Origin of the sequence: Actinocatenispora comari (assembly GCF_017312725.1) — a bacterium.
GTDB lineage: Bacteria > Actinomycetota > Actinomycetes > Mycobacteriales > Micromonosporaceae > Actinocatenispora > Actinocatenispora comari.
Map to the genome: position 1 here is coordinate 34,087 of NZ_BOPO01000006.1, position 12,049 is coordinate 46,135.

At 71.3% G+C, this 12,049-nt stretch carries 13 protein-coding genes; 9 read left to right on the forward strand and 4 right to left on the reverse strand.

The features are described 5' to 3' along the window. Positions 1–5 precede the first annotated feature (5 nt). Positions 6–857 carry a helix-turn-helix transcriptional regulator gene (locus tag NUM_RS02955; protein ID WP_207122971.1) on the reverse strand — a complete coding sequence of 284 codons (852 nt, stop codon included), beginning with the start codon at positions 855–857 and terminating at the stop codon, positions 6–8. Positions 858–1,024: 167 nt separating this feature from the next. Between NUM_RS02955 and NUM_RS02960 the strand changes: the two genes are divergently transcribed. From NUM_RS02960 to NUM_RS02970, 3 genes are all read left to right on the forward strand, one after another. Further along, the gene (locus tag NUM_RS02960) at positions 1,025–2,422 is read left to right on the forward strand and encodes an MFS transporter (RefSeq protein WP_207122972.1); all 1,398 of its coding nucleotides are present in this window, start codon (positions 1,025–1,027) and stop codon (positions 2,420–2,422) included. A 345-nt stretch (positions 2,423–2,767) separates the two neighbouring features. Beyond that, positions 2,768–3,283: a GNAT family N-acetyltransferase gene (locus tag NUM_RS02965; RefSeq protein WP_207122973.1), complete on the forward strand. Its 516-nt coding sequence runs from the start codon at positions 2,768–2,770 to the stop codon at positions 3,281–3,283. A gap of 180 nt (positions 3,284–3,463) precedes the next feature. Further along, the gene (locus NUM_RS02970) at positions 3,464–3,688 is read left to right on the forward strand and encodes a hypothetical protein (RefSeq protein ID WP_207122974.1); all 225 of its coding nucleotides are present in this window, start codon (positions 3,464–3,466) and stop codon (positions 3,686–3,688) included. Between the two features lie 42 nt (positions 3,689–3,730). On the opposite strand, the gene NUM_RS02975 is transcribed toward NUM_RS02970, so the two are convergent. Further along, a complete protein-coding gene (locus NUM_RS02975; protein WP_207122975.1) occupies positions 3,731–4,168 on the reverse strand; it encodes a PepSY-associated TM helix domain-containing protein in 438 nt (145 codons plus the stop codon). 17 nt (positions 4,169–4,185) lie between these two features. Between NUM_RS02975 and NUM_RS02980 the strand changes: the two genes are divergently transcribed. The 4 genes from NUM_RS02980 to NUM_RS02995 all read left to right on the forward strand — a co-directional run bounded on the left by NUM_RS02980 (position 4,186) and on the right by NUM_RS02995 (position 9,194). After that, entirely contained in the window at positions 4,186–4,347 is a 162-nt protein-coding gene (locus tag NUM_RS02980; protein WP_207122976.1) for a hypothetical protein, read from the forward strand. An 86-nt stretch (positions 4,348–4,433) separates the two neighbouring features. Next, a complete protein-coding gene (locus NUM_RS02985) occupies positions 4,434–6,149 on the forward strand; it encodes an ABC transporter ATP-binding protein (protein ID WP_207122977.1) in 1,716 nt (571 codons plus the stop codon). Continuing rightward, complete coding sequence (locus tag NUM_RS02990; protein WP_207122978.1) at positions 6,146–7,876, forward strand: ABC transporter ATP-binding protein; 1,731 nt, start codon at positions 6,146–6,148, stop codon at positions 7,874–7,876. Before NUM_RS02985 ends, NUM_RS02990 begins: the two co-directional genes overlap by 4 nt. Positions 7,877–8,168: 292 nt before the next feature. Then, positions 8,169–9,194 (forward strand): iron-siderophore ABC transporter substrate-binding protein, encoded by a 1,026-nt coding sequence (locus tag NUM_RS02995; protein WP_207122979.1) that lies wholly within the window; start codon positions 8,169–8,171, stop codon positions 9,192–9,194. A gap of 189 nt (positions 9,195–9,383) precedes the next feature. On the opposite strand, the gene NUM_RS37895 is transcribed toward NUM_RS02995, so the two are convergent. Continuing rightward, a complete protein-coding gene (locus tag NUM_RS37895; RefSeq protein WP_370466921.1) occupies positions 9,384–9,455 on the reverse strand; it encodes a hypothetical protein in 72 nt (23 codons plus the stop codon). 568 nt (positions 9,456–10,023) lie between these two features. Here NUM_RS37895 and NUM_RS03005 point away from each other — a divergent pair. Next, the gene (locus tag NUM_RS03005) at positions 10,024–10,548 is read left to right on the forward strand and encodes a COG4315 family predicted lipoprotein (protein ID WP_207122980.1); all 525 of its coding nucleotides are present in this window, start codon (positions 10,024–10,026) and stop codon (positions 10,546–10,548) included. Between the two features lie 4 nt (positions 10,549–10,552). Beyond that, on the forward strand, positions 10,553–11,287 hold the full coding sequence (locus NUM_RS03010; RefSeq protein WP_207122981.1) for a hemerythrin domain-containing protein: 735 nt from the start codon (positions 10,553–10,555) through the stop codon (positions 11,285–11,287). A 279-nt stretch (positions 11,288–11,566) separates the two neighbouring features. Here the strand turns inward: NUM_RS03010 and NUM_RS03015 are convergent, their stop codons facing one another. Further along, positions 11,567–11,983 carry a DUF5134 domain-containing protein gene (locus tag NUM_RS03015; protein ID WP_207122982.1) on the reverse strand — a complete coding sequence of 139 codons (417 nt, stop codon included), beginning with the start codon at positions 11,981–11,983 and terminating at the stop codon, positions 11,567–11,569. Positions 11,984–12,049: the final 66 nt, after the last annotated feature.

Below are 12,049 nucleotides of genomic sequence, written 5' to 3' on the forward strand. Positions count from 1 at the left end.
GGCAGTTAGCTTGATTCGGTGTGTTGCTGGAGCTGGTGGAAGGCCGACGCGTGGGGTGCGGTAGCGGCGAGGGTGTAGGTGACGATGGTCAGACCGGGGTCGGCGGAGATTTCCAGGGCGTCGTAGTCGAGGTCGAGATCGCCGGCGTCGGGGTGGTGGAAGCGTTGTTGTCCGCTGCGGTAGTACTCGACGTCGTGGGCGTCCCAGCGATGCACGAAGTCGTCGCTGCGATTCGCGAGCTCGTCAACGAGGTCTGCCAGGTCGGGGTCGTCCGGCGTGCGGGCCGCTTCGGTGCGGAGGCTGCCGACGGCGTCGTGGGCGATGCGGGGCCAGTCGCGGTAGAAGTGGCGGGCGCACGGGTCGCAGAACACGAACCGGGCCAGGTTCGGCGGCGCCTGGTCGGTGTCGAGGGCGTCGCGGTACAGGGCTCGGGCGAGCCGGTTGGTGGCCAGGATGTCCAGGTGCGCGTTGCGGACGAACGCGGCGGCGCCGGTCATCGCGTCGAGCAGTTGTTGGAGGCTTTGGCGCACATGGGAGGCGCCGCCATCGCGGTCGGCGGCGTGGTGGGGGGCGTTGGCGGCGCGCACCAGCGCGGCCAGGTGAGCGTGTTCGACGTCGTCGAGGCGCAGGGCGCGGGCGAGGCTGTCGAGGATCTCGTCGGAGACGCCGCGCACGTTGCCGCGTTCCAGACGGGTGTAGTACTCGACGCTGATCGCGGCGAGCTGGGCGACCTCTGATCGCCGGAGTCCGCTGACCCGGCGTTGCCCGATGTCGGGCAGGCCGACCTCGGCCGGGGTCAGGCGGGCGCGGCGGCGGGCGCGGCGGCTGGTGAGGAAGCTGCGGATGTCGGCGCGCACGGTGTCGGCTGGCACGCCTCCAGCCTAGGCCAGCGGGCTGGCGTGGGGGCCCTGCCAGTACCCCTTACAGCGCGGACTCCCAGGTCAGGCAGGTGCGTGGTGTGGTGGATGCAAGGCCGGGCCAGCAGGTTCGGCACCCACGTTTTACGTGAAGGACACCCACTGTCATGTCCCTGATCGCTTCGTCTCGTCGCCCGCTGGCCGGGGACGCGCACGCCCCGAGCCGGCACGCCACGGCGACGCTCACAGCAGCCGTCCTCGGGTTTTTCGTGATCACCTTGGACGCGACGATCGTGAACGTCGCGCTGCCCTCGATCCGACACGCGCTGGGCGGCGGAATCACCGGCTTGCAGTGGGTGGTGGACGGGTACACGCTGATGTTCGCCGCGCTGCTGCTGTCGGCCGGGGCGCTGTCGGACCGTATCGGCGCGCGCCGCGCGTTCGCCGGCGGTCTGCTGTTATTCGTGGTCGCGTCGGTGGCGTGCGGGCTGGCCCCGTCGTTGCCGCTGCTGGTCGCCGCGCGCGTGGTGCAGGGCATCGGTGCCGCGGTCACGATGCCGACCTCGATGGCCCTGGTACGCCACGCGTTCCCGGACCCGGCCCGCCGCGCCCGCGCGGTGGGGGTGTGGGCGATGGGCGGTGCGGTGGCCGCCGCGGCAGGCCCGGTACTGGGCGGGCTGCTCAGCCTCGCCTCCTGGCGGATGATCTTCTGGATCAACCTGCCAGTCGGCGTGCTTACGTTGCTGCTGCTCGTGCGGGCGCCGCAGTCACCGACGCGGCCGGCGCGGCTCGACTGGATCGGACAGGTCACCGGCATCCTGGCAATGGGCGGGCTGACCTTCGCCGCGATCGAGGCAGGCGCCGCCGGGATCACCGCACCACGCGTGCTCGGCGCCGCCGGCCTGGCCGTGGTCGCGTTCGCCGCGTTCGTGGCCGCCCAGGCCAGGGGTCCGCATCCGATGGTGCCGCTGTCGCTGTTTCGCTCGGCGACGGTGGTGGTCGCCACCGGGATCGGGTTTGCGTTCATGGTCGGCTTCTACGGGCTGCCGTTCCTGTTCTCGCTGTACTTCCAGCAACAGCACGGCCTGTCCGCCCTCGCGGCCGGGCTGGCGTTTCTGCCGATGATGGTGCTCAGCGCCTGCCTGACGCCATTCTCGGCCAGGATCGCCGAACGCACCGGGCCGCGTGTCCCGATCATCGCTGGTCTGGTCCTGATCGCCGCCGGATCGGTCGCGCTGGCGCTGGCGCCGGCCTCGGCGCCGGTGTGGGTCAGCGCGCTGCTGCTGATCCCGGTCGGGCTGGCCGGACCGCTGGTGATGCCGCCGACCACCGCACTGCTACTCGAACACGTACCCGCGCACCGCACCGGGATCGCCAGCGGCGTGTTCAACACCAGCCGACAGGTCGGCGGCGCCCTAGCGGTAGCGGTGTTCGGCGCCCTGATCTCCGCCTCGACCGGCTTCCAGCACGGGCTACGCGTCAGCCTCGCCCTGGCCGCTGCCGTGGCGCTGATCGCAGCGGTTGCCGCGGTTCGCGTGGGCGGCAACCGGCGAGCCGACGCGTAGTCCCCCGAAGCCAGACAGATGAGCCATATGTCTTGGAAACGAGTAATACAGGGGGTATTCGATGAGTGAGATGTTCACGGGCAAGGTGGCGGGATGCGCGGGGCGAAGCCAGGTGGTTGCATTGCGGCAGTTGCCCTCCGCGTCACCACAACGGTGTTCGGCGGACGACTGGTGCCATGCTCGGCGGTGGCGCGATCGTGAACCCGAAGCGGCCGGTCCCCGCCGTGTCGGGCTGCCGCGTGCGACGGGTGTGCCGCTGTGTCCTCGACGGCCTACCGGTTGGCGGTCTCGCGCACGGGCCGGAACGCGGTTGCCCGGTCGCACCACGCCGACCACGATGTTTGCATGAACCGCCCGTCGATCCATCTCGTCACCTGGTCCGACAGCGACCTGTCGCTGCTGCGGCGGATCAACACCCCCGCCATGCGCGCGCATGTCGGGGGCCCGGAGACCGAGGACCAGCTGCTGAGGCGGCACCACCGCTATCTGACGCTGCGTGGTGGGCGGATGTTCCGCATCGAACTGCCCGACGGCGAGGCCACCGGCAGTGTGGCCTTCTGGAGCCGGGTCTGGCGGGGGACGGACGTGTACGAGTCCGGCTGGAACGTCCTGCCCGAGTTCCAGGGACAGGGCATCGCGACCGCCGCCGTGCAGGCGGTGCTCGCGGCCGCCCGAGCCGACGGCCGGCACCGGTGGCTGCACGCCTTCCCGAGTGTGGCGAACGCCGGCTCGAACGCCGTCTGCCGCAAGGTCGGCTTCACCCTGGTCGAGGAGACCGACTTCGAGTACCCGCCCGGACACCTCATGCGCAGCAACGACTGGCGATACGACCTGCACGCACCCGTCGCGAACCCGGCCTGATCGTCGGCGCGGCCCGTTCGGCTCATCCGCACCGGCTCACCGCGGTGAAGACGTCGAGAGCGAATCAGGCGCCCCATCGACGGGGATGAACCGGTCACGCGGTGATCGGTACGAGCGATGTTTAGGGAGGGCCCCTGCTGACCCACGGCGGGCGATCTGTTTCACCTTCCAGGGCTGAGCGTGCCGCTACCCAACGCATTCTGTGCCAAACCACTCGCCGTCACCTTTCCCACCTTCCGTGCCATCACCCCGGCGGCACAGTTCGCCAGGCTCGGTGAACAGTTCGCCAACATGGAGGCGGACCGGTTCGGCACCAACAGTTTCACCGACATGGTGACCACGGTCGCCCAGATCGAGCGCAGTCTCGGCATCGACAACCTGGCGGACTTCACCCCCGCGGGCTGAGCACCCATTCACCTCGCCAGGTGGGCCGCCCGGTGTCGGCGGTCAGCTTGTAGCTGGGCGTTCGAACTGAACCTGCACCGTCTTGAGATCCACGCCGTCCAGCCCAGGGCCGGTGACGAGATCATCGCGCGACCGCCACCCTTTGAGCCCGCCAGCGAGCACGCGATCCACCGCCACGAATGCGGCGAGACTTGCCCCCAACTCCGGTACCAAAGCGACCTGGTTGGCCAGCCCGAACAGCAGCCCCATGGGCGCGTCGATGCCCCAGCGGGCAAGTTTCGCGGCCACCGGCCAGTCGGCGAACCGCAGTACCGAGACGACCCGGCCGCTCACCGAGTCGACCGCAGCCTCGTCCTGCCTCTCCGTCCAGGAGCGCCGGACCTGCTGCACCACGTACGCATGCCCGGGCTTGGCGGGAAGGTCGATCTCCACCGGCCAACCGACGTCGCGGTGCGCCGCCGCGGCCAGCGCCTGGTCCACACCCACATCCCGGTGTCGTGGCGGCGGCGCCGCGCTGGACGCCGAGGGCGTTGCTGTCGGACGAGGACAACACCGTCGCCGAGGTCTTCGGTGTCCGGTCATGGATCGTGCGCGGCGGTCGGCTCGTCGAGCGCCAGAAGACTTCGGCGGACCACGACACGGCAGATGAGGAAGGTTAGGCTAGGCTTCCTTCTCGCATGACGACCCGAGGTGGACAGATGATCGCTGCGCCCACGCCTGCCCCTGCTCGCACCGAGGTTTGCTCGTGACCGGTGACCTTGCGGCGCTGCAACGACCGGTACGGGTACGGATCACCGTCGCGGCGGTCGGCCAGGCGCTGGCGACCGCGCTGTCGGTGGCGCCGATGGTGGCGATCGTCGAGATCGGGCGGCGGCTGCTGGCCGGCGGCAGCACCGGAGTCTGGCCGATCGGCTGGCTCGCGGTCGGGCTGCTCGCCGCCCGGCTGGTGCTCTACCTGGTCGCCGGGCTGATCAGCCACCTCGCGGACGCGGAGCTGTCCCGCCGGCTGCGGCTGCGGCTGGCCGACCACCTCGCCGTGTTACCGCTGCGCTGGTTCGCCGGCGGGGTGTCTGGCCGGGTCAAGACCACCGTTCAGGACGATGTCGCCGCGCTGCACCACGCCATTGCACACGCCCGCGGCGAGCTGTACTCGGCCATCGCCGGGCCGGCGGTGGTCGTCTGCTACCTGCTGTGGACCGACCCGCTGCTCGCGATCGTCACTGTGGCGCTGGTCGGCGCCGCCCAGTCGGTACGGATGCGGCTGGCGCGTCGCTCGGCCGAACCGGTAGGCCGCATCGCCGCGGCGAGCGCCGAGCTGTCCGCCGCCTCGCTGGAACTGGTACACGGAATCGGCGTCGTCAAGGCGTTCGGCCGGGGCGAAGCGCCCGAGCGGCTGCGCGCCGCGGCGACGAGCTACGCCGACGCGGCCGACGCCGCGCAGCGCATCTCCGTGCGGCAGCGAAGCCTGGCCCGGGCCACCGTCGCGCCGGCTACCGTGCTGCTGGTCGTCACCGGCTTCGGTACCGGGTTCGTCGCGCTCGGCTGGACCGCACCGGTCTCGGTGGTGGCTTTCGCGCTGCTTGCGCTCGGCCTGTTCGAACTGCTCACCCCGATCTATGCGGCGCGCGACCAGCGCCGGCGGGCACACGCCGCGGCCGGCCGGGTCGGCGACCTGCTGCGCGAGCAGGCCGAGCCGGCCACCGACGATCCGGTGTCATTGCCCGCCGGGCCGCTGTCGCTGGAGCTGGCCGCGGTGCGGTTCGGCTACACCGACGAGCACGAGGTGCTGCACGGCATCGACGCGGTACTGGAGCCGGGCACGCTGACCGCCGTGGTCGGCCCGTCCGGCGCGGGCAAGTCGACGCTGGGGCACCTGCTGGCACGGTTCTTCGACCCGACCGGCGGGGCGATAAGGCTCGGCGGCGTGGACCTGCGCGAGGTGGACCGCGCCGAGCTGTACCGGCGTATCGGGTTCCTGTTCCAGGACGTGACGCTGCTGCGGCAGTCGGTCCGGGACAACATCGCACTGGCGGACCCGGACGCCACCGACGCGGCGGTGCGCGCCGCGGCGAAGGCGGCCGCAATCCACGACCGGATCCTGCAGCTGCCCCGCGGGTACGACTCGGTGATCGGCGCCGACGCCCGGCTGTCGGGCGGCGAGGCGCAGCGGGTGAGCATCGCCCGTACGGTGCTGGCCGACACCCCGATCGTGGTGCTGGACGAGGCGACCGCCTTCGCCGATCCGGAGTCCGAGGCGGCCGTGCAGGACGGACTGGCCGAGCTGGCCGCCGGCCGTACTCTGCTGGTCATCGCGCACCGGCTGCATACGATCACCGCCGCCGACCAGATCCTGGTGCTCGACGCCGGCCGGATCGTCGAACGCGGCCCGCACGACGCGCTGCTCGCCGCGGACGGCACGTACGCCCGGCTCTGGCGCGCCCAGCAGGGGGTGGCGGCATGATCGCGCTGCTGCACCGGCTCGGCCTCGGTGCCGATCCCCGGCCGCTGGCCCGCTACCTCGTCTCCGCCGCGGTGTACGCGATCTCCGCCGGCACCGCCTTCGGTCTGCTGGTACCGCTGCTGTCGACGCTGCTCGCCGGGCACACCGGTACCGCCGCCCGGTGGCTGCTGCCGCTGGCCGGCACGGTACTGGTCGGCTGGGTCGCGCACTACGAGCAGGAGGTCCGGGTGCTCGCGCTCGCGTCCGCGTGGCGCCGGCGGCTCTACCAACGGCTCGGCACACACGTGGTCCGGCTGCCGCTCGGCTGGTTCGACGGGGGCCGGGCCGCGCAGGTCGAGCAGCTGTTCGGCGGCGGCGTGGAGACCGCGGTACGCACCGTGCACCTGGTCCAGGCGCTGCTCGGCGCGCTGCTCACACCGGCGACCGTGTTCCTCTTCCTGCTCTGCTACGACCCCCGACTGGCCCTGACCGTGCTGGTCACCGTCCCCGTGGTACTGGCGGTGTTCGTGCTGGCCCGCCGCATCACCGACCGCACCGAGGCAGCGCACCACGCCGCCACCCGGCAGGCCAGCGACCGGCTGGTGGAGTTCGCCGGGGCCCAGCCGGTACTGCGGGCCAACGGGCGCGGCGCCGGCGGTCGGGCGCTGCTGCGCGACGCGCTGCAGGACCAGTACCGGACGGCACGTCGGCAGGTGTTCGGCGCGCTGCCCGGCGAGCATCTCGGTCAGCTGGCCATCCAGCTGGCGTTCACCGCGGTGCTGGTGGTCGGCCTGCTACTGGCCACCGGCGGCCGGGTGGACGCGCCGCGCATCGTCGCGCTGCTGGTGCTGGGCGTGCACTTCCTGCGACCGTTCGCGGACCTCGCTGGCATCGCCGGTGGGATACGAGCCTGCCGCGCCGCGCTGGTCCGCCTGGATGCGGTGCTGCGCACCGAACCGCTGCCGGAACCGGCCGCGCCCCGCTCCCACGCCGATGCGTCGATCGAGCTGTCCGGCGTCGACTTCGGCTACCCGCCCGGATCGCCGAAGGTACTGACCGGCCTGGACCTGGTGATCCCGGCCGGGACGACGACCGCGCTGGTCGGCCCGTCCGGCGCCGGGAAGACGACGGTGACCAAGCTGATCGCCCGGTTCTTCGACGTCGATCGCGGGGCGGTACGCATCGGCGGCGTGGACGTGCGCGACATCGCCGGCGCGCGGCTGGCCGAGCTGGTCTCGGTGGTGTTCCAGGACGTGCACCTGTTCGACGGCACGATCGAGGACAACATCCGGGTGGGCAATCCGGATGCCACCGACGAGCAGATCCGGCAGGCGGCACGGCGGGCGCAGGTCGAGTCGATCGCGGCCCGGCTGCCAGGCGGCTGGGCGAGCCGGGTCGGCGCGGGCGGCGGGCTGCTGTCCGGCGGTGAGCGGCAGCGGGTGGCGATCGCCCGAGCCCTGGTCAAGGACGCACCGATCGTGCTGCTGGACGAGGCAACCTCGGCGCTGGACGCGGAGAACGAGGCGGCGGTGCACGCGGCGCTGGCCGAGCTCGCCCGCGGCCGGACGCTGCTGGTGATCGCGCACCGGCTCGACACGATCACCGGCGCCGCCTCGATCGCGGTGCTCGACGGCGGTCGGCTGGTCGAGCAGGGCACGCACGCCGAACTGGTCGCCGCCGGCGGACGCTACGCCGCGCTGTGGGCCGAACGCGAATGCGCCCAGGGCTGGCGGCTGGCCGCGCACTGAGAGCGGAACGCCCGGAACGGCGAACAGCAGCCGGCACGCCGGGCCTTCAACCGCCAGGCCGGAGCGGTACGGCGAGACCGGCCGGCGCGGCGAGGCCCGACCGCTACGGGCAAGGAGCGGGCCGAGACGGAGGCCACACCCCACCTTTGCCAGAATAGCTTAGGCTAAGCTAACTCGCGCTGGACGGCGGCGACCGTCACGCCCGGCGCCACACCCTGTCCACCGGGCCGGAACCGCTGCTCCACCAGCGATTCCGGCCCGCTGCGGACGTTGCGAGACCGAGGAGTCGTCGGTGTTCCCTGCTTCCCGCCCGGTTCGAGATCGGCCCGCCCTGTCCCGTCGCGGCCTGCTGGCCGGTGCGCTCGGCCTCACCGCCGCCGGCCTCACCGGCTGCAGTACCTCCGGCAGCGCGGATCCGGCGGTGAGCGGCAAACCGACCGCCGGTTTCCCGGCCACCGTCCCGGGAAAGCTCGGCAAGACCACCGTCACGGCGGCGCCGAAGCGGGTCGTGGCCGCCGGATACCTGCGCGACACCGACCTCGCCCTCGCGCTCGGCGCACCGCTGGTCGGAGTGGCGCGCAACGTCGCACTGCCCGGCGGGATCGCCCCGTGGCAGCACCTGAAGGGTTCGCCGACGCTGTTCGATGCCACCGATGGCGTGCCGGCCGAGAAGGTCGCCGCGCTGCGTCCCGACCTGATCCTCGCCTCGGACGACTACACGCTGGCCAAGGACTACGCGAAGCTGTCCGGCATCGCCCCGACCCTCGGGTACGCGACCGCGCCCGGGCAGGACGACTGGACCGAGATGACCCGACGCGCCGGTACCGTGCTGGGCCGACGCAAGCAGGCCGATGCGTTGGTAGCCAAGGTGAAGGGCCAAGTCGCGAACGCGCGGAAGAAGCTCGCCGGCGCGGCCGGCAAGACCTTCGCGTTCGGCCCGGTCAGCAGCCCGTCCGAGCTGTACGTGATCAACAGCGCCAAGGACGCCTCGGCGGTGTTCCTGTCCCAGCTCGGGCTGACGATCTCACCGAAGGTCACCCAGCTGCCCACCGGCGACACCCCGCAGCGGGCCAGCGTGTCGCCGGAGCGGCTCGACGTGCTCGACGCCGACGTGCTGATCCTGACCTACCTGAAGCCGGACGTGCGGCAGAAGGTGGAGGCCAACCCGCTGTTCCGGCGGCTCGACGTGGTCAGGCGCGGCGCCTACATCGCGCTGGACATGACGACCGCCATCGCGATCGGCTTCCCGTCGGCACTGAGCATCCCGTACGGGCTGAACGCCGTGACACCGAAACTCGCCAAGGCACTCTCGGATTGATCTTGCCTGCGCGTGCCTTCACGCGGGCAGGAACATGCCGATCATGGTCATGCGAGAAGGGTTGGCGAGAAGGCTAGCAGCGTCGGCCCCATGAAGACAGTACGCACCGAGGTCGGCACGACGCGCCTGGACGTGCGGCGGGATCTAGCGGAACGTGCATGTCAGTCGTCTGGACCGTGATCGGTAAGGTCAGATGCTCCGGCCAGCTTGGACGGCGAAGACGACAAGCTGCGGGCGATCCCGGGCATGGAGCTTGAGCATTGCCCGCCCGATGTGCGTGCGTACCGTGGCAGGCTGAATACGAGTTCGGCGGCGATCTCGTCGTTAGATCTTCCCGTCGCGGCCCACGCTGCGATCTACCGTTCACGCTTGGCCAACAGATGCATGTCGAGGTGTGGTCGGGGCTGCCCCTCGGTTCGAGGCTTCCGCGGTGAATCGATGTCGGGACAGCGGGAACCGAACCATGCCCACAAACGACTCGGTAACCATGGACTCTGATCGGTGCAGGGAGGCTCCTGGCACGGCTGGCCGCGGAGACCGAGCCCGGACCCCCAGCGTCCACCGACGAAGGCAGCGCTCGAAACCTCTCGTCGGCGGTGGTGATGGGCTGGGTCGCACGGCACACGCGCGCCGATCCCTTTCTCGGCAAGCGTCGGGCGGAGCCGCGCATCCGCGCGGTACGTGCGCGTTCGCTGTCTCACTCGCCACCGATAGCGGATTCGGTCGTCGTGGTGGTGTCACCGGCGTCGACCACCGACGCCGCCTGACCCGGTCCAACTCAGCCAACCCGATCACGCGGACCAGTCTTCTGGTCGGAAAGGAAGCCAGCATGCGACGCAGCCCGGCCATCGCGGTCGTCGCGGCACTGCTGGTCACTGCCACCGCCTGCGGCAACGGCCAGAACGAGGCGCCGAGCGGCGACAGCAGCACGGCCCAGCACCCACGATCCTCGGCATCAGCGTCGCCGGTGATTCGGACGGTCACGGTTCCGGGCCTCGGGCGGGTGTTGGCCAACAACGAGGGCTTCGTGCTGTACATGTTCCCGCCGGACAAGCAGGCCAAGGTCACCTGTACCGGTCCGTGCGCCGGTACTTGGCCCCCGGCGCTGGTACCGGCGGGGGCCAACCCCCGCGCCGCCGGAGGCGTGCGAACCGCATTGCTGGGTACGGTCGCGCAGCCGGGCTCCGACGCCAGAGTCATCACCTACAACCGTTGGCCGCTCTACACCTACGTCGCCGACCTGAAGCCGCGCACTGCTCTCGGTCAGGCACTGGATCTCAACGGCGGCTACTGGTATGTCCTACGCAGCTCCGGAGAGATCGTCAGGACCGCTGCCAGCCCCGCGGGGCGGTGAACCAATGACCGACGATCCACAGCCGGAGAAGCGCTCCACCCGCCGAGCGTTACTGATTACCGGTGTGGGGGCCGCGGGAGTGCTGGCCGGCGCCGCCGGAACCAAGGTGGTCGATGCGCGCACCCACCCTGGCGCAGCCACTGCGCCAGCAGACGCGACGCTGCCGCCCTCCGAAGACCTGATGCGCGAGCACGGTGTCCTGAAACGGGTCCTGTTGATCTACCGCGCGATGGACGACCAGATCGCGGCAGGTCACCGGCCACCGGCCGACGCGCTGGCCGACGCGGCGAAGCTCATCCATGACTTCATCGAAGGATTCCACGAAGGGCTGGAAGAGGCCTACGTCTTTCCCCGGCTGCAGGCCGCCGGGCGGCACGTCGACACGGTACGAACGCTGCTGACCCAACATGCGGCCGGCCGGCGCATCACTCAACGGGTGCTGCAGTCTGCCACCACGGCGAAGTTGCGCTCCGCAGCCGCTCGGCAGGCGACGCGACGCGACCTGGCGTCCTTCGTGCGCATGTACGAACCGCACGAAGCCCGGGAAGACACCGTCATCTTCCCCACCTTCCGTGCCATCACCCCGGCGGCACAGTTCGTCAGGCTCGGCGAGCAGTTCGCCAACATGGAGGCGGACCGGTTCGGTACCAACAGTTTCACCGACATGGTGACCACCGTCGCCCAGATCGAGCGCAGTCTCGGCATCGACAACCTGGCGGACTTCACCCCCGCGGGCTGAGCGTGAGCGGCACCGCACGCGCCCGGCCCGCCGTGGCCAAGGTCGGCGCGCAGGCTGGTGGACGCGGGGCTTGCGAGGCGCCGGTCGGTCGCCCGGCGCGGCCGGGTCGAATCGAGCACCGGCCCCCTGCCGGACGCCGTCTCGGGGCCGTTCGCCGCCCGAACGGGCCGGCCAGCGACGGTCCCGATGCCGGTCACAGCATGACGACGAGCATTGTCGCCATGCCCAGACTCATCGCCGCATGGCATCCGGTCCGGGCAATCGGCTGCCACGGCGCGGTCAAGTGACCCCCGCGTTCGGCGCCGTCGCGTCGCGTACCTGATCGATGTTCCAGGTGCTCCAGTGCAGGGTGCCCACGACAAGGCACGACGCCGCGGCGATGCCGGTCAGCAGAATGTCGGTGGGCGGCCGCCGGCATCGCCCGGGGCCCGGCATCGACCTCCCGGGCATCCCCGGCATCGTCGTGGTACCAGCCGATCTGGCACCCATCGACAGCGGCATCGCGACCACCATCCAGACCATCGCGAGCATCATCAGCGCGTGGTGCGCCAGTCCGGTGCGGCCGTGCCCGACCGGCGGCGCAACAGTTGCACCGCGAAGAACACCGCGCCGGCACCGAACACCGCGCACTCCAGCGGCCGGGGAACCCGCATCCCATCTCCATGGCCAGAGCATCGCGACCATGCCGAGCGCCATGACCGCATGCCAGCCGGCGGCGACCCGATGCAGTACGGCGGGCGGCGCCCCGCCCGTGCCGGCGCA